The following is a 16,741-nucleotide window of genomic DNA, read 5'->3' on the forward strand; positions in this document are numbered from 1 at the left end:
GGTAGCGGTGGATCAGGTAGCGGTGGATCAGGTAGCGGTGGATCAGGCAGTGGCGGATCAGGCGGAGATGGATCGGGTAGTGGCGGATCGGGCAGCGGCGGCACAGGCTCAGGAGGGGATGGCGGTAGTAGCGGAGGGACAGGTGGGCATCATGGTGGCGATGGCGGCCACGGTGATGGCGGCCACGGCGATGGCGGTCACGGTGATGGTGGCCATGGCGATGGCGGTCACGGTAATGGCGGTCACGGTGATGGCGACCACGGCGATGGCGGTCATGGCGCCGGCGGTCACGGCGATGGTGGTCACGGCGATGGTGGTCACGGCGATGGTGGTCACGGCGACGGTGGCCACGGTGATGGCGGCCATGGAGATGGTGGTCACGGTGATGGTGGTCATGGCGCCGGCGGTCACGGCGATGGTGGTCACGGCGATGGCGGTCACGGCGACGGTGGCCACGGTGATGGCGGCCATGGCGATGGTGGTCACGGCGATGGCGGTCACGGCGACGGTGGCCACGGCGACGGTGGCCACGGTGATGGCGGCCATGGAGATGGTGGTCACGGCGATGGCGGTCATGGCGCCGGCGGTCACGGTGACGGCGGCCATGGCGACGGTGGTCACGGCGACGGCGGCCATGGCGACGGCGGTCATGGCGACGGCGGTCACGGTGACGGCGGTCATGGCGCCGGCGGTCACGGCGACGGTGGCCATGGTGATGGCGGTCATGGCGATGGCGGTCACGGCGCAGGCGGTCATGGCGACGGCGGTCATGGCGACGGTGGCCACGGCGATGGCGGTCATGGAGCAGGCGGTCACGGCGATGGCGGTCACGGCACAGGCGGCCGTGGTGATGGTGGTCATGGCGACGGCGGCCACGGCGGCAAAGGCAGCAGCGGTTCCGGCGCCGGCAACGCGGGCCAGGGTCACGGAGGCGGCTACGGCTCCGGCTCAGGCTCAGGCGGTCACGGCGGCGGCAACGGCCACTAACGAAGCAACGTCAAGGAGGCCATCGCGCGGAGGGCGGGAAACCCGGCCTCCCGCCGATGGCATCACGCAAAACGCGCGGACCGTCCACACCCCAGCGGCCCGCGCGCTCCATCAATCACTGAGTCCACGACCAGCGCGTCATACAGTGCGCCAAGCAAACAAGTTCAGTCATCGAAAGCACTCGCCAGAATCGGATTCCTCTCTCGCCCAACGACTCGCAGACAACATCCCGCGTCGACCGTCAAACCCCGCAGCCGGCTCACAACAGACACCTCCCACTTACGCACACCCAGCCGCTCGTGTTCAAATACCGCGGTCCAGCCCGCCCATGTCGAAGAGAACAATCGACGTAGCGGGCACATCGCAACGATCCATTGACCACGGAGTGCGCGTTGAATCTCAAACAGGCATCGTTACCGCAAACCTCGTTGCGTATTGCAGCCGCCCAGGCGCAGCCCGTTTGCGGCGACGTCGCGGCCAACATTGCCAGAACCGCCGAACTAACCATTCTGGCCGCGACCCGCGGCGCGAAAGTGGTGGTGTTTCCCGAGAAATTCCTGAGCGGCTACGAACCTGACCTGATCGCAAGCGACCCCGCGAAATACGCGTTCGACGCAAACGACGCGCGGCTCGAACCGATTCGGCAAGTGTGCCGGCAGCACGAGATTGCCGTGATCGTCGGTGCCGCGACGCGTGGCGCGGGTGGCCTGCACATTTCTTCGCTGGTGTTCAGCCGTTCCGGCGAGCAACTCGAGCCGTATCACAAGCAATACCTCTACAGCAGCGAGACAAAGTTCTATCAGCCGGGCACGCAAGGCCGCATGCTGGAAATCGATGGATGGCGGCTCGCACTCGGCGTCTGCTATGACTCGGGCTTTCCGGAGCACGCACGGCTCGCGGCGGTCAACGGCGCGCATGCATATCTGGTGAGCGCGCTCTTCAGCGTGAAGACGGGCTATCACCAGTCGCGTATCTGGATCCCCGCACGTGCTTTCGACAACACCCTGTACGCGCTATTGTCGAATCACGTTGGCACAACCGGCGGTTGGGACACGTGTGGTGCGAGCGCAATCTGGAGTCCGTATGGCGACGTCGTCGCGCAAGCGAGCCGTGACCGCGAAGAAGTGATTACCGCGCTACTCGATCCGGCCGTGCTGGCCGGCGTCCGCGAGCACGAAACCATGCTCGCGGACTTCAACGCGCGCGGCGTCGAGGCAACTGACTACGCGATACAACGTCTGGACTAACGCGCGACACTTTCCTTCGCTGGAACAGACCGTCCGGCGAGACAGTTTTCTTCGTTTTACCCGATGGTGGTGCGTCACATGCGATCCGTTACAATGGGACGCACTTCCCACCTGGAGACTTGCTTTGAAATCTATTGTTGCTCTGCTGGCTGCGACTGTTCTTTCTTCAACGGCTATGGCCGCCGGGCCGACTACCGAAAAACTGCCTTCCGGCGTTGTGGTTGAACACCTGACGGTGGGCACGGGCGCTCAACCCGCTGCTGAAGACGTCGTGAAGGTCAACTACCGCGGCACGCTGGCTAACGGTACCGAGTTCGATAGTTCGGCGAAGCACGGCGGCCCGGCCACTTTCCCGCTGAATCGCGTGATTCCGTGCTGGACGCAAGGCGTGCAGAAGATGAAGGTGGGCGGCAAGGCAAAACTGACTTGCCCCGCAGCTACCGCATACGGTGAGCGCGGCGTCGGTCCGATTCCGCCGAACAGCGATCTGACCTTCGAAGTCGAACTGGTCGGCATCGTCAACAAGTAATTCTCGAAAACGAGAACCGAGACTAAGCCCCGCTTAGGCTACGCCAGCGGGGCTTTTCTTTTACCGGGCATCGAATCTGCCCACTGACACGCATGCTGCAATGAAACGCGACGACAAAGCGGTACAGGTGGCCACGATCGGATTCACCGGCAAGAGCGCGCAGGAGTTTTTCGACCTGCTGAAAAACGCACATGTGCGCACGGTTCTCGACATCCGCCTGAGTAACACGTCGCAACTCGCCGGCTTTGCGAAGAAACAGGATCTGCCTTTCTTCCTCGACAAAATATGCGGCGCCGGCTACGTGGAAATGCCGGAGCTGGCGCCCGAGCCGGACCTGTTCAAGCGCTACAAGGCGAACGAAATGAAGTGGGACGAGTTCGCCGCCGCCTACGTCGACGTCATTGCGAAGCGCCGCGTGGAAAGCAATCTGGACATCGATCTATTCCGCTCGGCGTGCCTGCTTTGCAGTGAACATTTACCTCATCACTGTCACCGGCAGATCGCGCTCGAATACCTGAATTCACAGTGGAATAGCCGCCTGAAAATTACCCACCTGACCTGATCGCCCATTCAATGGGGGCGCATTTCCGAAGAGCGAGAAAGCCGGATCTCACTCGGTCGACGTAAAGAGCATGGACACATAGACAATAGTGGACACGATCGTAATGCCAACTCCCACGAGGACTTTGGTGCGATTGAACTCCAGCCCGCCGTTAATGGCCACGCCGATACCCACTACCGAAGTCAGCGTGCCGATTGTCGCAAGCACGACGTGAGCCTTGCTGCTTATCAACTTGCGCCGAGGCGGACTTGCACCTTCTTTCCATTGCTCGAGTTTCATTGGAATTATCCTTTTATCGCGTGTAGAGGCCCCAAGTTCTGAATTGGAGGATGTGACCCGGTATGCCCTCGCGCATTACGAACATCTTCCAATTGAACCAAGCATAGTCGAGCCGCCGGACAGTGCAAATAATAAACACGGGAAAAAGTGGCACCTGATTGTCACAAGTCTATTTATCAGCATGACGGCTGGACGCTGGCCAGGGCTGGAAAACAGGACCGCGCGGTGTTTTTTTAAAGTCTCGCCGGGCTCGGTCGTCTACTATCTAGTCACGCGCCGACGCGGCACCGGCCTTGCCACGCAGTCTGGAAGACGCAACTGTCATTCGTCGCGCATCAGGAGCAATTCCCATGAATATCGACTTCCACTATGGAGTGGTGTATATCGCTGCCCGCGTCGGCGGAATGCCGGCCGGGGATGCCATCACCGTGGCGCACGCCTGCCAGTACGTCGACGACGCGACGACCGCCGGCATACTGCGCTTCAAGGGCGGAGAGACTTTCGAGCGCTTCGCCACCGCGCACAAACTATTCGATTACGCCACCACGGAAGACGACAAGAACCGTCTGGTGTGGACGCCATTTCATTTCCTGCCGGCGGCCGAAGGCACGACACTGCACGAAAAAGCCATATGCCGTCCAGATAGCGTGGTCGCGCGCGAGGTCGTGCGGCGGGCGATCCGGCAGCAGGGAACGGCGACAGGTTTGCACCGCCTCGGTGTGACGCTTCACACGTATGTCGACACCTGGGCGCACCAGGGATTCGCGGGAATTGAAAGCCCGGGGAACCGGGTTCATTTGCTGGAAGCGCAGGACTGCACGCGCAAAGGCTGGCTGGCGAGGCTCAAACTCGCCACCGAGCATCTGATTGAACACGTCGAGGAGGATGTCCTTACCATCGCGCTACCCGTCGGACATGGCGCCGCTTTGCACTATCCCGATCAGCCGTGGGCAAAATGGCACTATATCGACGGTAGAAACGAGTTCGTCCAGCGGCACAATTTGCCGGAATTCGTGCAGGCGGCCGAGATGACGTGCCGAGTAGTGCGTGCTTATCTGGCGAAGCGGGAGGATTTCGAAACGCAGCCCGGCCTGCCGGACAATGTGAAAGACGTGCTCACGAATCTGCTCGACACCAATCGGAACGAGGACGACAACGCGCGTCTGCTGCACATCCGCAACGTGGTGGAGAGCGGCGGTATTCCCGGTTTGAAAGAGTCGATTCCCGAGTATGTGCCCAAAGGGGTGGGCTCCTGGAAGTACAAAGCCACTGGTTTGACGCACGACGACGACACCGGCGACGATCCGGAGTGGACGGAAGCCTTTGAGAATAGCGATTACCGGCTATTTCACGACGCGGTAAAGGAGCACCGTTTCGTGACGACGCAGGAGATTTTGCCGTCGCACGGATTGCGGATTGCGTGAACGGGGCGGCGGGACGCCCCGAATTCCTCCGCTATTGCGCCCATTCATCTGAATGTACCGCGACAGTGTGATTGTATGAAGTGACGCTATTCAGCGCCGTTTCAATAGCCGTTCCAGTGACGCTCACGCCATTCATGTTCCCGCCACTGCTCGCGGCGCCACTCGTGTTCCCGCCATTCGCGGCGTTCGCGCCACTCGCGCGCACGCCAGTCGCCGTAGCCGTAGCCGTAGCCGTAGCCGCCGTAGACAACCGGAACCGGAGCCGGTTGCGCGACATAGACCGGCGGCGACGCAATCACGCCGACTGGAATACCGACTCCAACAGCCACATCCACGTGCGCCGATGCCGCCGACGATGCGGCCAGCACGGCCAGACCCAATACTGCGCCAACGATCTTTGTATTCATGATGATTTCTCCCAATACATCGAAGTGCGATGCGTCCGATAACTCCACGTTTGCCAGAGAGCTTTGCCGCTGACTGACTACGGTTTTGAGTGTAGAAGGACAACCCGGACACAGGTGCAACAGCGCTGCGAGATTGGTAACGCGGGATTACCGAGGCCTGGGGTCGAGTACTTCGCCGCCGGCGGGATGAGTTAAGCGGGTCGCCATTGCACAATCCCTCTTAATTCGGACCCACGCCAACGCACCAGAACAATAAAATATTCTATGACTCTCCTTTGAATCTCCGAATGCTTGCCTATAGTGCAAGTACGAAGTGTCTACGCAGCCGTTCCTCCCACGTATTGGAGAAAACAGGCGGCAGCGGAGTAAAGGAGACGAAAGTTCGTACTCCACCGGATGCGCAATAGAAGTGGAATCGTGTCTTAATGGCGACGCCAATCTGCCTTTCTTGCGTCATTCGTGGCATAGTTCGGTCGATTACCACATAAGGAGCAATCAAATGCCCACGTTAGAGCAAATCCAAGCAAAGCTTAAGAAGCTCCAGGCGCAAGCTGACATCCTTATTGCCAGGAAGGCGCAAGGCGCGGTGGACCAGATTCGCGAGTTGATGCTCAAGCATGGCCTGACTACCGCGGATATCGAAGCCAAGGCAAAGGCCGGCCGAGTCGCCAGAGGATTGCATGGCAACACCGGCAACGGCCACGCAAAAGGCGCCGGCGCCGGTAAGTCAGTGGCGAAGTACCGTGACAATAAAACCGGGGCGACCTGGACAGGTCATGGCCGCGCGCCGGGTTGGATTGCCGGCGTGAAAGACCGCACTCAATTTCTGATTGAAGGCGCGAGCGAAACGAAGTCCCCGGCGAAATCCGCAGTCACCCGCGCGAAGGGTGGCAAAGGTCAGCCCAAAGGCGCACAACCGCCCAAGTACCTCAATCCGAAAACCGGCGCCACCTGGAGCGGACGCGGACCGGCGCCCGCATGGCTCGCGACGGTCAAGGATCGCAGCAAATTCCTGATCGACGCCGCGGCGGCAGCTGCCGGCGGTGCCAGCCAGGCCGCCACGAAAGTCGCGAAGAAGGCCGGCAAGGTGAAGCCGGCAGCGGCCAAAAAGGCGGTCGCAAAGAAGGCAACCGCGGCCACCAGAAAAGTAGCGGCGAAGAAAAGCGCCGCAAAGCCGGCCGCGAAGAAGCGTGCCTCGGCCAAGTCGGTCCGTAAAGCGCCGGTGCGCAAGACCGCGGTCAAGGTCGAAACCACTGCGACGAGCGCCGCGGCAACGCCAGCCGGCGCGTGAGCGCGGCAGAGTAGGGAAGTCGATGCCCAGCAATCCTGAAGCACCCCAGCAGGAAGACCAGGTCGTCCTGCTGGACTCTGTTCCTCATCCGGCAGCCGATGCCGCCGAACCCTTCATCGTCGCCAGCGACCATCGCCTGATTCTGTGCTATCCAATTGCGGAATCCGACTTTGAACGGTTCGGCCCATTCGATCCCGACGACGATCCCTTCTGCGCGGTGTTATTTCCCGACGCGGTGTTTCATCGGCTGGGGCCTCCGGGCGAAGTCGATCTCGAGGTTCATCCGCTCGCCTCCCAGGGGCTGGCCGGCTACTCGGTTCACGAAGTCATGAATTCGTCGCTCGCCGCCGAACTCGTGGCGATCGCCCCGGCGGGTTCGGCGCAACGCCATTTCGTCATTACGTTTCTGGAGTCGACGTTCGAGTGCGTGGCGTCGGACCATACGGTCGTCGGCGTCTTCGGCGCAGGCGAGATTGCCATGCGGGAGGCGTTTTCGCTGGTCAGGTGAGAGGAGCGCGCGCAATGCGCCCCGGCGATCACGCAAGAAACGCTCGTGTTTGTCGATAGGCTTGAGCGAAGCCACGCAACTCCTGTGTAACCGGACGGTCGTCCAGGCGTCGCCGCAACAATGCCTGTTCGATGCTGCGTTCGATCAGTCCGAGCTGGCTGTCGATATAGTCGAGACACAACCGGCGGTTGGGCGCGGAAGTGCCGGCTACTACCCGTAGCGCCGGCACAATGGATAGCGTCAAAAAGCCGCCCACAGGTATGCGTGCCAAAGCGGCGGGCGATACGAACAGGTCTTTGCGCAGCGATTCGAATACTGCGCGGCCCCATACCTCATTGTCTTGTTCGAGCGCGTTGCGGCGGCGTGCCAGTGCGTCCTGCGCGTTTGCATCGCTGATGTGGCCTGCCGCGACCATCAGCGCCGCATCGGCCCGTTCGCCCTCCTGAATGCAGTCGGCGCCGAGGTAGGCCGCGCTCTGCCTCCGTCCGGCCAGCACCAGGTGTTGCAACGTGTCCGGTACGAGCGGATCGAGCGGGACCACTTCGCACGTTACCGGTTTGCCTTGCAGGTGGATCGAACAGCGGCCGTCGTCCGCGAGCGCGGGGCAGCGTGCCAGAGACGGGTAGTCATAGCCCTGCGTCGTGATGCTGAACGTGTCGCCGGCGCGGTGCAGCAGCCGGTCCGCGATTGAATCGAAAGCGGCGATGTCAGCTTCGTCGAGCACGGTTTCATACTGACCGGCGCGCAGCCGCTCGCCTCTCCTTCTGCGCGGCACACGGCCAATCGCAATACAGCCGATGAACCGGTCGCGATGCCGGAACAACTCGGGCAAGGTCATGGCGGGCGGACTATTGCAGCATTTGCCGCAGGCCGTGCACGCGAACGAGAAAGCGTTCACCACGGCCGGCGCACCGAGTCCTGATACCGCGTCAGAATGAAATGCGCGACGTCGTTCGAATGATAGGCCGCGACCAGTTGCGCGACCCACGGCTCAGTACGATCGGCGTCGCGCACGGTTAGCACGTTGGCATAGGGGGAACGTGCGTCTTCGAGACCGAGGCTGTCGCGTGCCGGAAAGAGGCCCGCACGTGCCGCGTCGTCGCTGTCGATCACGGCAAAGGCCACGTGATTCAGCGTGTCGAACAGTTGCGCGCGCGGCACCTGGCGGATCTTCAGGTTCAGCCGGTTGCTCGTGATGTCGCCGAGCGTCGCGTGCAGACCCGCGCTGTCCCGGAATGTGAGCAGCGTGTAGTTTTGCAGCAGAACCAGGGCGCGCGCGGTGCCCTCGCGATCGTCAGGAATCGCAATCGTCGCGCCGCGCTGCAACTGGCCGAGGTTCGTCAGTTTGCGCGAGTACAACGCGATGGGAAATGTCACGGTGGTGGCGACGCTCGTCAATGCATAGCCATGCTGTTTGCACTGCGCCTCGAAGTGTGGCTCGTCCTCGAAACTTGCTGCATCGATCTGTTTTGCGGCGAGCGCGGCGTCGATGCGTTCGGGTTGATCGAAGACGACCACGTCCAACGTGAGTCCCTGGCTGGCCGCGACACGACGCACCTGCTCCATGATCTGCGTGTGCGTGCCGGGAGTTACGCCCACTTTGACCACCTGCACCTGCGAAGCAGCGGCCAGCGCGTCCTGAGCCGACAAAGCGGCGAGCAGGAGCGTGGCGGCAAAGAATGAACGTGGCGTCATGAAGCATCCCTCAAGATCGTGCGAAAACCAATGTGCGAAGCGGGCAAATCCGCTTCCTGCTGCTCGCGCGAGGCCGCGCGATACCGCACGCAGTAGTCGCGCGAGCACAGAAACGAACCACCCTTGATGACCATCGGCGTATCGTGCTTGCGCTCGCGCGGCGCGACCGCCGCGGTATCGCCGTTGGTGTGCGACTGGTGCGGGCCGGTGTAGACGTCCCTGGTCCATTCCCAGGCATTGCCAATCATGTCGTAGAGCCTGAAATCGTTGGCGGCGTAACAACCCACCGGTGAAAGACCCACATGACCGTCCTCGTTCGTGTTGAGTACGGGAAACACCCCTTGCCAGTAATTGGCGGTTGGTTTGCCATGTGCGTCGCGCGGCGCGGTGTCGAGTTCCGCGCCTTCGTGACCCGCCTTGCCCGCGTATTCCCACTCCGCCTCGCCCGGCAGATCGCGGCCGAGCCAGCGTGCGTAGGCGAGGGCGTCGGCTTGCGTGACCATCGTCACCGGCTGGTTCATGCGGCCCTCGAGATTGCTGCCCGGGCCAGTTGGATGATTCCACGCGGCGCCTTTCACCCACGTCCACCAGGCCAGATCGCGCGCGTTCATTTCTTCGCGTGTCGGCGTGTGAAATACGACGGCGCCGCCCTGGCGCTCCGAATCGCTGACATAACCCGTCGCGTTGACGAAGGCCGCGAACTGCGCATTCGTCACATCAGTCTGATCGATCCAGAAACCGCCGACGTGCGTCTTGCCGTCGCCGGCGGGACGCTCGTCTTCATAGCCGAGCTTGCTGCCGAACACGAACTCGCCGCCTCGCAGATGGACCATGCCGGCCTTCGGATCGTCGCGCCAGTGCGAGGGCAAGCCGCTGTAGCGCTCGCATTGCTGTTCGGAGCCGAGCGCGGACAGCGGGCGCGAGCGGTTCAGTACGTCGAACGCGCTCGCCTGTTGGCCGCCGCTGAAAACCGCGGAAGCGGCTGTCGCGGCGGTAAAGGCGGCAGCGAACGCGGCCACGGCGATTGCCGCGTAAGCGCCGTACAGCGCCGTGCGGCTTGTCAGCTTGAATCTAACGGTCATTGCGTGCTCTCAAGAAATGCTGGCCTGAAGGCACTCAGTAGTAACCGCGCGGACGCAACGGCTCGACGCCGCCGACGCTGCTCATATAGCTGTTCCACTGCTGCACGAGACCGTCGATCACCGAGGGATTCTGCGTCGACACGTCCTGCGTTTCGCCACGGTCGGCGCTCATGTCGAACAGTTGCCAGTGGCCATCCACGGGACCGAGCGGCGGTTCTGTCCACAAGGCTTTCCAACGGCCGTCGGCACTGCGCAGATAGCCGCGGCCGTAGGCTTCGTCGCCGAACGACGCGGTGTGCACGGTGCTCGCGGCCTGATCGTTCAGCAGCGGCAGCAGCGATTGCCCGGTGACCGGATACACGTAGCGGTTGTTGTAGACCACCTTGCCCTTGTTCTGATCGACGCCGGTCAGCGTGTTGATCAGCGGCGGCGCGGCCTGGGTGGGCGGCGAAACCTGCGCGACGGCGAGGAACGTGGCGGTGTTGTCGGTGACGTGGGTGAAGTCGCGCAGCGTCGGCTTCTGCGTGGTTTGCCCCGGCAGATGCACGATCAACGGCGTGGACACGCCGCCTTCTCCGGAATAGCCCTTGGTCAGACGAAACGGCGTGGCGCTCACTTCAGCCCAGCGCAAACCGTATTGCAGACGTTGCGCGTTCTGCTTGCCGTTGTCGGTGCCGAGCGCCGAATAAACCGGTTCCGCGGCGTTGGCGGTGTCGGTCGCGGTCGGGTCGGCGCCGGAGTCGATCGGCCAGCCTTCAGCGCCGTTGTCCGACTGAAACATGATGAAGGTGTTGTCGTATTCGCCAATGTCCTTCAGATGCTGGATCAGCAGGCCGACGTTGTGGTCGAGATTTTCGACCATGCCCGCATAGATTTCCATGTAGCGCGCCTGGGCCTTCTTCTCGGCGGGCGAGAGGCTTGCCCATGTCTTGTTGACGGTGCCGGGGCCGTAGTCGGTATAGCCTTGCGCGGCGCTGTGAACCGCGCTCACGTATTTCGCGTTCACGGTGCCGTTGTTCGCAGTGGCGGGGCTCGCTGCCAGCGTTTCAGGAGCGCCGCCGTATGGCACGAAGTCGTTCGGAATGATGCCGAGCGCTTTTTGCCGTGCAATACGCGCATTGCGGATCACGTCGTAGCCGGCGTCGTATTTGCCGACGTAGTTGTGCAGGTAAGGTTCGGGCACCTGCAGCGGCCAATGCGGCGATGTGTAGGCCGCGTAGGCGAAGAACGGTTTGCCGTCGCCCTTGTTCGAATCGATGTATGAGATCAGGCGCTGCGTGTAGAAGTCGGTCGAATAGAACACCGCAGGGCTGCCGCCCACGCCGCCGGGCTGCCCTGGCTGGCCGGGCTGAACGTACTGGCCGTCTTCGGTGTAGTTTTTCGATCCGGCCAGTTCGTGCGCGAAGTGGTTGGTCGCGGCGCCGCCGAGCAAGGCGTAGCTATGCTCGAAACCCCATTGGTCCGGCGTCTGTCCACCGCCCGTCGGGCTGCCGACAATGCCCGAACCGATGTGCCACTTGCCGGCCATATAGGTGTGATAGCCGGCGTCCTTCAGCAATTGCGCGACGGATAGCGCGCGGTCGTTCAGATAGCCTTCATAGCCCGGCAGCCCCTTGCGTTCATCGGTCGGCACACCCATGGTGCCTTCGCCGACCAGATGGTGGTCGGTGCCGGAAATCAGCATGGAGCGCGTGATCGCGCAGACGGTGCCCGTATGGTGATTCGTCAGGATGCGGCCCGATTGCACGAGCGCGTCGAGGTTGGGCGTATTGATTTCGCCGCCGAACGCGTGCAGGTCGGAATAACCGAGATCGTCGGCCATGATGTACAGGATGTTCGGCCGCTTCTGCGCGACCACGGGGGCGGGCGCCGGACCGGGCAGATTGTCTTCACCGCAGGACGCGAGTGCGACGAGGCTGGCGACGGCGGCGCCAATGATGCCGAGGCGAAGAGACGGGCGTTGCGATCGTTGTGTTGTCATTGTGCGCGGACCGGATATGTCGGGCCGCCGATAGTAGCAATGACGTTAAAACGCCCAAAGTTTGATTTCTGCGATGCTATGTTCGATTGCCGATAAAGCCGCTGCGGCGTGATACCGGATATCACGCATGCACGGTATTGCGCGGCTCGGTCGACGCGTTAGTTACCCGGATCGAGCACGGGCTTGTCCGGATCGGCGAGTGTCTTGTAGGGCAGTTGCGCCGCGTGGGGATTATTCGTCGTGTCGTCGATTACGCGTTCCACGTCGGCGGTTTTCGCGAGTTCGCTGAGGAATGCCGGTTTGTCGAAGCCGGGCGCAACGCAGCCTTGCACGTAGATGAAACGGCGTTGCAAGGTCAGCCACAGGGTCGACTGTTCGCGCCAGTGCGTGGCGAAGTTGATGTTGGTGAGGCGCCGCTGTACGGCATCGGCAATCTCCACGTCGTAGAGATACGCGTTCGAGAGGCGGCAGCGCCCCTCGATCCAGCAACTGTTGCCGCGTTCGATCCGGTAATGACTGTCGTCGAGCCATTCCTGCATGGTTTCTAGCGGACCTAACGGCACCGGGCAGTCGCTGATTGCTTTGGAGATCTGAAAGAACGGGTCATGGCCGCGATTGACACGCGCCGGTTCGACCTGCGCGTGAGCGGCGGCGCAGCAGATCAGCAGACTCGCCAGCGGCAATCGGATCGGGTATCTCATCCTCATCGTCTCCAGGGATCAGGTGTGAAGCGCTGCGTCAGCGGGATCGTTACCGGTTCGTGCGCCGGTTCTCGACGGCGAACTTGATCAACTCCGCCTGGCCTTCAATGTCGAGCTTGCGTTTCAGATTCAGGCGATGCGTTTCCACCGTGCGCACGGACAGGTCGTTGCGCTGCGCGATCTGCTTGCTCGACAGGCCTTCCGCGAGTGCGTCGAGAATATCGCGCTCACGCGGCGTGAGCCGTTCAACTGGCGATTGCGTGGCCGACGCCTGAATCAGACGCGCCCCCAGTCCCGCGCTGAAAAACGTCTTGCCCTCGAGCACCGCGCTGATAGCCTGAACGATTTCGGTGGCGGGCGAGTCCTTCAGCACATAACCGCTCGCGCCTGCGCGCACGGCCTGGGTCACGTATTCGAGGTTATCGTGCATGGACAGCATGAGCACGCGAATCGCCGGGAAGCGCTCATGAAACATGCCGGCCAGCGCAATGCCGTTCATTCCGTTCATGCCCACATCCATCAGCACCAGATGCGGCGAGAGGCTCTCGGCGAGTGCGAGTGCTTCTTCCGCGTTGCCCGCTTCGCCGGCGATTTCAAGGTTGCGCACCGCTTCGAGACGCGCGCGCAAGCCGTCGCGCACGAGCGGATGATCGTCGACGAGAATCAGGCGGGCGATGGCGGGTGAAGTGTCGTTCATAGTCAGGATTCCTGCAGGGCGGGCAAGGCCGGTTCGTTCGATCCGAGCGGCACGCGTGCGGTGACGAGCGTATGTCCGGCCTGTGAAGCAAGCGACAGCGTGCCGCCCAGCGCTTCGAGCCGCTCGCGCATATTGCGCAAGCCCACGCCCGAGCGCCGGCCGACGAAGGCATGCGTCACATCGAAGCCACGGCCATTGTCCGCGATGTTCAGCGTGACGGCGTCGTTCGATATTTCCAGAGCCAGCGCCGCACTCGAGGCTTGCGCGTGGCGCACGATATTCGTCAGCGCTTCCTGGGCGATCCGGAACAGGACCGTGTTGACCGCGTCCGGCAAAATCGCGGCATGGGTGTGAGCGATCTGTGTGAAGCCGATCTCGATACCCGACTGCTCGCTGAGTTCGCGCGTGAGCTGTTCCAGCGCCGCAGCCACGCCGAGATCGTCGAGCATGGAGGGGCGCAGCGCGTGAGAAATGCGCCGCACTTCACGCAGCGTATCGCCGAGCCGCGTGAGACTGGTGGCGAGCGCTGCCTCCGCCTCGGGCACGCGCACTTCGCTGCGTTCGAAACGCGTGAGCGCCGATTCGAGCAGCAGTTTCACGGAGACCATCATCTGGCTGATGCCGTCGTGCAGTTCACGCGACAGGCGCGCCCGCTCGTTTTCCTGCGACTCCACCACCTGCTGCGCGAGCCGCTTCAGTTTGGCGTCCGCGCTGCGGTACTCGGTGACGTTGAGCACGAGCGCGCATAGAGCGATCACCGCCAGTCCGGCCACGGCAATTGCGTCGATCCATTTCATCGTGCGGTCGATGTTGGCGGCCGCGCCTTCGTCGATATGCGCGAGCGTCGAATCCACGTCGTCGAGATAGATGCCGGTGCCGATCATCCAGCCCCAGCGCTCGAGCGGCACCACGTAGCCTAGTTTCGAGGCGACCTTGCCCGTCGACGGACGATGCCACAGGTAGCGCACGTAGCCGCCGCCCTGCGAGGCCGCGGCGAGCAGTTGCTGGATGACCGGCGTGCCCTGGCTGTCGCGCAGGTCCGAGAGATCGCGTCCTACGAGGTCGGGTTCGCGCGGATGCATCAGCGAACGGCCATGCATGTCGTAGACGAAGAAATAGCCGTCCTTGCCGAAGTCCATTTTCTCCAGCACGGCGAGCGCACGCGTGCGCAGCAGCGCGTCGTCGCGCGCATTGTCCTGGCCGGCGTCGTAGAGCGGCGCAATCGCGGTGGTGGCGAGTTCGACGTAATGCTTGAGTTCGATTTCCTTGCTGGCCAGGTACGCGGCCTGGGTGGTCGCATGCTGCGTTGCGGCGAGCGCGGTGGCTTGCTGGTGCACGCCGATTTCAATGCTCGCCATGGCTGCCAGGAAGGGCACGATCGCCAGCAGGACAATCTTTGCTTTGAGTTTCATCGGGTGAAAAGACCGCCAACGGGCTACGTACTATTACGTAGCCGGCTTACGTAGTTGCGCGCTTGTAAGGACGCTTACGAAGGCGAATACTACATCCCCGCGGCATACCGTGCTGCGTGCCGGACCACGAGTCGTGGCGCGCGATGTCAATAATAGACTTAGGAGATGTTTGTGGAGACCTCCCAACCCGCCGGCCGTTCATGGCTCTGGCTGATTCTGCTGATCCCGTATATCGCCTTGTTGTGGCTGCCGTTCTATAACGACACGCGTCCGTCGTTCGTCGGCTTTCCGTTCTTCTACTGGTATCAGTTCTTGTGGGTGCCGTTGACCTCGCTACTGATTTACGTCGTGTACCGAGGTGTCAAATGAGCGATACGAATCCCGTCAATCCGGTCGCGATGACCGTCTTCATCGCGTTCTTCGCGCTCGTCACGGTGATCGGTTTCTTTGCCGCTCGCTGGAAACGCGGCGACCTGACGCAATTGCACGAGTGGGGCCTCGGCGGCCGCCAGTTCGGTACGGTCATTTCGTGGTTCCTGGTCGGCGGCGACTTCTACACCGCCTACACCGTGATCGCGGTGCCGGCTCTGGTGTATTCGGTGGGGGCGTACGGCTTCTTCGCGCTGCCGTACACCATCATTGTTTACCCGTTCGTGTTCGCGGTGATGCCGAAGCTGTGGAAGATCTCGCACGCGAAGAACCACATCACGGCAGCCGATTACGTGCAGGGCGAATATGGCGGCAAGTGGTTCCCGGCGGCCGTCGCGGTGACCGGCATCGTCGCGACCATGCCGTATATCGCGCTGCAACTGGTGGGTATGCAGGTCGTGATCAAGGGGCTCGGCGTGACCGGCGAAATGCCGCTGATCGTCGCCTTCGTGATTCTCGCGCTCTATACCTACGCAAGCGGCCTGCGGGCGCCGGCCATGATCGCGTTCGTGAAGGACATCATGATCTATATCGTGGTGATCGCGGCGGTGTGGCTGATTCCGGCGAAGCTGGGCGGCTACGCGCATGTGTTCGACGCGGCCGATACGTACTTCAAGGCCAAGGGCGGCGCGACCGGCATCATTCTGAAGCCCGCGCAGTTCACCGCGTATGCGTCGCTCGCGTTGGGCTCGGCGCTGGCCGCGTTCATGTACCCGCACACGATGACGGCGGTGCTGTCGTCCTCGTCGGCGAATACGGTGCGCAAGAATGCGATTTTCCTGCCGGCGTACACGCTGCTGCTCGGTTTGATCGCGTTGCTCGGCTATATGGCGATTGCGGCCGGCGTGCACGTCAAGTCGGCGTCGGACATGGTGCCGGCGTTGTTCAACACGCTGTTCCCGTCGTGGTTTGTCGGCTTCGCAGCGGCCGCGATTGCGATCAGCGCGCTGGTGCCAGCCGCGATCATGTCGATCGGCGCGGCCAATCTGTTCACGCGCAATCTGTGGCGTCCGCTGGTTTCGCCGAACATCTCGCCGGAAAGCGAGGCGTCCACGGCGAAGGTCGTGTCGCTGGTCGTGAAGTTCGGCGCGCTGCTGTTTATCGTGTTCCTGCCGACGCAGTACGCGATTGACCTGCAACTGCTGGGCGGCGTGTGGATTCTGCAGATTTTCCCGGCGATCGTATTCTCGCTCTACACGCGGCGTCTGAACACGCCGGGCCTGTTCCTCGGCTGGCTGGCGGGCATCGTGCTCGGTACCGGGTTGGCGATTTCGCAAGGTCTCAAGCCGGTGTTCGCCTTGCATCTCGGCGATGCGGTCTATCCGCTGTATATCGGCCTGATCGCGCTGGCGGTGAATATCGTGGTGAGTTTCGGCGTGTCGGTGCTGTCGCCGCGCAGGGTGGCGGCCACGGCCTGATGGCCTGATCGTCAGATAGTCTTTGCGGAAAAGCCGCGGACCTTGTGGTCCGCGGCTTTTTTTATTGCATGCGCGGTTTGGTGTTGAAGGTC

The 16,741-nt window shown here is 62.3% G+C and carries 18 protein-coding genes; 8 read left to right on the forward strand and 10 right to left on the reverse strand.

Annotated features, from left to right (window positions below; translation table 11 throughout):
- Nucleotides 1–108: 108 nt before the first annotated feature.
- Nucleotides 109–927: a hypothetical protein gene (locus A6V37_RS42910; protein WP_064286602.1), complete on the reverse strand. Its 819-nt coding sequence runs from the start codon at nt 925–927 to the stop codon at nt 109–111.
- A 452-nt stretch (nt 928–1,379) separates the two neighbouring features.
- Between A6V37_RS42910 and A6V37_RS29555 the strand changes: the two genes are divergently transcribed.
- From A6V37_RS29555 to A6V37_RS29565, 3 genes are all read left to right on the forward strand, one after another.
- Nucleotides 1,380–2,234, forward strand: coding sequence for a carbon-nitrogen hydrolase family protein (locus A6V37_RS29555; RefSeq protein WP_064270144.1), 855 nt, complete (start codon nt 1,380–1,382; stop codon nt 2,232–2,234).
- A gap of 175 nt (nt 2,235–2,409) precedes the next feature.
- Nucleotides 2,410–2,763 (forward strand): FKBP-type peptidyl-prolyl cis-trans isomerase, encoded by a 354-nt coding sequence (locus tag A6V37_RS29560; protein ID WP_242665884.1) that lies wholly within the window; start codon nt 2,410–2,412, stop codon nt 2,761–2,763.
- Between the two features lie 100 nt (nt 2,764–2,863).
- Nucleotides 2,864–3,325 (forward strand): DUF488 domain-containing protein, encoded by a 462-nt coding sequence (locus A6V37_RS29565; protein WP_064270146.1) that lies wholly within the window; start codon nt 2,864–2,866, stop codon nt 3,323–3,325.
- A 48-nt stretch (nt 3,326–3,373) separates the two neighbouring features.
- Here the strand turns inward: A6V37_RS29565 and A6V37_RS29570 are convergent, their stop codons facing one another.
- On the reverse strand, nt 3,374–3,604 hold the full coding sequence (locus A6V37_RS29570) for a DUF2964 family protein (protein ID WP_064270147.1): 231 nt from the start codon (nt 3,602–3,604) through the stop codon (nt 3,374–3,376).
- 350 nt (nt 3,605–3,954) lie between these two features.
- On the opposite strand from A6V37_RS29570, the gene A6V37_RS29575 reads away from it, so the two are divergent.
- Nucleotides 3,955–5,028: a DUF6765 family protein gene (locus A6V37_RS29575; protein WP_064270148.1), complete on the forward strand. Its 1,074-nt coding sequence runs from the start codon at nt 3,955–3,957 to the stop codon at nt 5,026–5,028.
- A gap of 101 nt (nt 5,029–5,129) precedes the next feature.
- Here A6V37_RS29575 and A6V37_RS29580 read toward each other — a convergent pair whose 3' ends face one another.
- On the reverse strand, nt 5,130–5,435 hold the full coding sequence (locus A6V37_RS29580; protein WP_064270175.1) for a hypothetical protein: 306 nt from the start codon (nt 5,433–5,435) through the stop codon (nt 5,130–5,132).
- A gap of 499 nt (nt 5,436–5,934) precedes the next feature.
- Here A6V37_RS29580 and A6V37_RS29585 point away from each other — a divergent pair, with 499 nt between their 5' ends.
- On the forward strand, nt 5,935–6,726 hold the full coding sequence (locus tag A6V37_RS29585; RefSeq protein ID WP_064286604.1) for an H-NS family nucleoid-associated regulatory protein: 792 nt from the start codon (nt 5,935–5,937) through the stop codon (nt 6,724–6,726).
- Between the two features lie 22 nt (nt 6,727–6,748).
- Nucleotides 6,749–7,234, forward strand: a complete 486-nt coding sequence (locus tag A6V37_RS29590) for a hypothetical protein (RefSeq protein ID WP_064270150.1) — start codon at nt 6,749–6,751, stop codon at nt 7,232–7,234.
- Between the two features lie 28 nt (nt 7,235–7,262).
- Here A6V37_RS29590 and A6V37_RS29595 read toward each other — a convergent pair whose 3' ends face one another.
- The 7 genes from A6V37_RS29595 to A6V37_RS29625 form a co-directional block, all read right to left on the reverse strand.
- Entirely contained in the window at nt 7,263–8,135 is an 873-nt protein-coding gene (locus A6V37_RS29595; RefSeq protein ID WP_242665883.1) for a hypothetical protein, read from the reverse strand.
- Complete coding sequence (locus A6V37_RS29600; RefSeq protein WP_064270151.1) at nt 8,129–8,929, reverse strand: MetQ/NlpA family lipoprotein; 801 nt, start codon at nt 8,927–8,929, stop codon at nt 8,129–8,131. Before A6V37_RS29600 ends, A6V37_RS29595 begins: the two co-directional genes overlap by 7 nt.
- Nucleotides 8,926–10,011 carry a formylglycine-generating enzyme family protein gene (locus A6V37_RS29605; RefSeq protein ID WP_064270152.1) on the reverse strand — a complete coding sequence of 362 codons (1,086 nt, stop codon included), beginning with the start codon at nt 10,009–10,011 and terminating at the stop codon, nt 8,926–8,928. Before A6V37_RS29605 ends, A6V37_RS29600 begins: the two co-directional genes overlap by 4 nt.
- A 34-nt stretch (nt 10,012–10,045) precedes the next feature.
- The gene (locus A6V37_RS29610; protein ID WP_064270153.1) at nt 10,046–11,992 is read right to left on the reverse strand and encodes an arylsulfatase; all 1,947 of its coding nucleotides are present in this window, start codon (nt 11,990–11,992) and stop codon (nt 10,046–10,048) included.
- A 158-nt stretch (nt 11,993–12,150) separates the two neighbouring features.
- A complete protein-coding gene (locus A6V37_RS29615) occupies nt 12,151–12,693 on the reverse strand; it encodes a hypothetical protein (protein ID WP_064270154.1) in 543 nt (180 codons plus the stop codon).
- Nucleotides 12,694–12,742: 49 nt separating this feature from the next.
- Nucleotides 12,743–13,390, reverse strand: coding sequence for a response regulator (locus A6V37_RS29620; RefSeq protein WP_064270155.1), 648 nt, complete (start codon nt 13,388–13,390; stop codon nt 12,743–12,745).
- Between the two features lie 2 nt (nt 13,391–13,392).
- Nucleotides 13,393–14,802, reverse strand: coding sequence for a cache domain-containing protein (locus tag A6V37_RS29625; protein ID WP_064270156.1), 1,410 nt, complete (start codon nt 14,800–14,802; stop codon nt 13,393–13,395).
- A gap of 171 nt (nt 14,803–14,973) precedes the next feature.
- Between A6V37_RS29625 and A6V37_RS29630 the strand changes: the two genes are divergently transcribed.
- Nucleotides 14,974–15,171: a DUF3311 domain-containing protein gene (locus tag A6V37_RS29630; protein ID WP_064270176.1), complete on the forward strand. Its 198-nt coding sequence runs from the start codon at nt 14,974–14,976 to the stop codon at nt 15,169–15,171.
- The gene (mctP, locus tag A6V37_RS29635; protein ID WP_064270157.1) at nt 15,168–16,649 is read left to right on the forward strand and encodes a monocarboxylate uptake permease MctP; all 1,482 of its coding nucleotides are present in this window, start codon (nt 15,168–15,170) and stop codon (nt 16,647–16,649) included. Before A6V37_RS29630 ends, mctP begins: the two co-directional genes overlap by 4 nt.
- The last annotated feature ends 92 nt before the right edge of the window (nt 16,650–16,741 follow it).

The sequence above is a fragment of the Paraburkholderia ginsengiterrae genome (assembly GCF_001645125.1).
In the GTDB taxonomy this organism is placed as follows: domain Bacteria; phylum Pseudomonadota; class Gammaproteobacteria; order Burkholderiales; family Burkholderiaceae; genus Paraburkholderia; species Paraburkholderia ginsengiterrae.

Excerpts from the sequence above, each read along its gene's own strand:
- A6V37_RS29575 (WP_064270148.1), top strand. The coding sequence starts at position 3,955 with ATGAATATCGACTTCCACTATGGAGTGGTGTATATCGCTGCCCGCGTC.
- A6V37_RS29580 (WP_064270175.1), bottom strand. The coding sequence starts at position 5,435 with ATGAATACAAAGATCGTTGGCGCAGTATTGGGTCTGGCCGTGCTGGCC.
- A6V37_RS29590 (WP_064270150.1), top strand. The coding sequence starts at position 6,749 with ATGCCCAGCAATCCTGAAGCACCCCAGCAGGAAGACCAGGTCGTCCTG.
- A6V37_RS29620 (WP_064270155.1), bottom strand. The coding sequence starts at position 13,390 with ATGAACGACACTTCACCCGCCATCGCCCGCCTGATTCTCGTCGACGAT.
- A6V37_RS29560 (WP_242665884.1), top strand. The coding sequence starts at position 2,410 with ATGGCCGCCGGGCCGACTACCGAAAAACTGCCTTCCGGCGTTGTGGTT.
- A6V37_RS29610 (WP_064270153.1), bottom strand. The coding sequence starts at position 11,992 with ATGACAACACAACGATCGCAACGCCCGTCTCTTCGCCTCGGCATCATT.
- mctP (WP_064270157.1), top strand. The coding sequence starts at position 15,168 with ATGAGCGATACGAATCCCGTCAATCCGGTCGCGATGACCGTCTTCATC.
- A6V37_RS29565 (WP_064270146.1), top strand. The coding sequence starts at position 2,864 with ATGAAACGCGACGACAAAGCGGTACAGGTGGCCACGATCGGATTCACC.
- A6V37_RS29605 (WP_064270152.1), bottom strand. The coding sequence starts at position 10,011 with ATGACCGTTAGATTCAAGCTGACAAGCCGCACGGCGCTGTACGGCGCT.
- A6V37_RS29625 (WP_064270156.1), bottom strand. The coding sequence starts at position 14,802 with ATGAAACTCAAAGCAAAGATTGTCCTGCTGGCGATCGTGCCCTTCCTG.
- A6V37_RS29600 (WP_064270151.1), bottom strand. The coding sequence starts at position 8,929 with ATGACGCCACGTTCATTCTTTGCCGCCACGCTCCTGCTCGCCGCTTTG.
- A6V37_RS29570 (WP_064270147.1), bottom strand. The coding sequence starts at position 3,604 with ATGAAACTCGAGCAATGGAAAGAAGGTGCAAGTCCGCCTCGGCGCAAG.
- A6V37_RS29615 (WP_064270154.1), bottom strand. The coding sequence starts at position 12,693 with ATGAGATACCCGATCCGATTGCCGCTGGCGAGTCTGCTGATCTGCTGC.
- A6V37_RS29585 (WP_064286604.1), top strand. The coding sequence starts at position 5,935 with ATGCCCACGTTAGAGCAAATCCAAGCAAAGCTTAAGAAGCTCCAGGCG.